The 236-nt window shown below is 36.9% G+C and carries 1 pseudogene; it reads left to right on the forward strand.

The window, feature by feature from the left end:
* Positions 1–236: pseudogene (gene ychF, locus AAEY88_RS15460) on the forward strand (redox-regulated ATPase YchF); the annotation flags it as partial.

Genomic DNA, 236 nt, shown 5'->3' on the forward strand with positions numbered 1-236 from the left:
GTACTTGAAAAAGTAAAAGTGCATCTTGACGAAGGCTTAACATTACGTTCTTTAGAGTTAACTAAAGAAGAAAAAGCAGCTATCAGCTCTATTAACTTTTTAACTATCAAACCAACAATGTATATTGCTAACGTTGCTGAAGATGGTTTTGAAAACAACCCATACCTTGATGTTGTACGCGCTATTGCCGCAGCAGAAGATGCGATTGTTGTTCCTGTATGTGCTGCTATTGAATC

Origin of the sequence: Psychrobacter sp. CAL346-MNA-CIBAN-0220, assembly GCF_040309805.1 — a bacterium.
In the GTDB taxonomy this organism is placed as follows: Bacteria; Pseudomonadota; Gammaproteobacteria; order Pseudomonadales; family Moraxellaceae; genus Psychrobacter.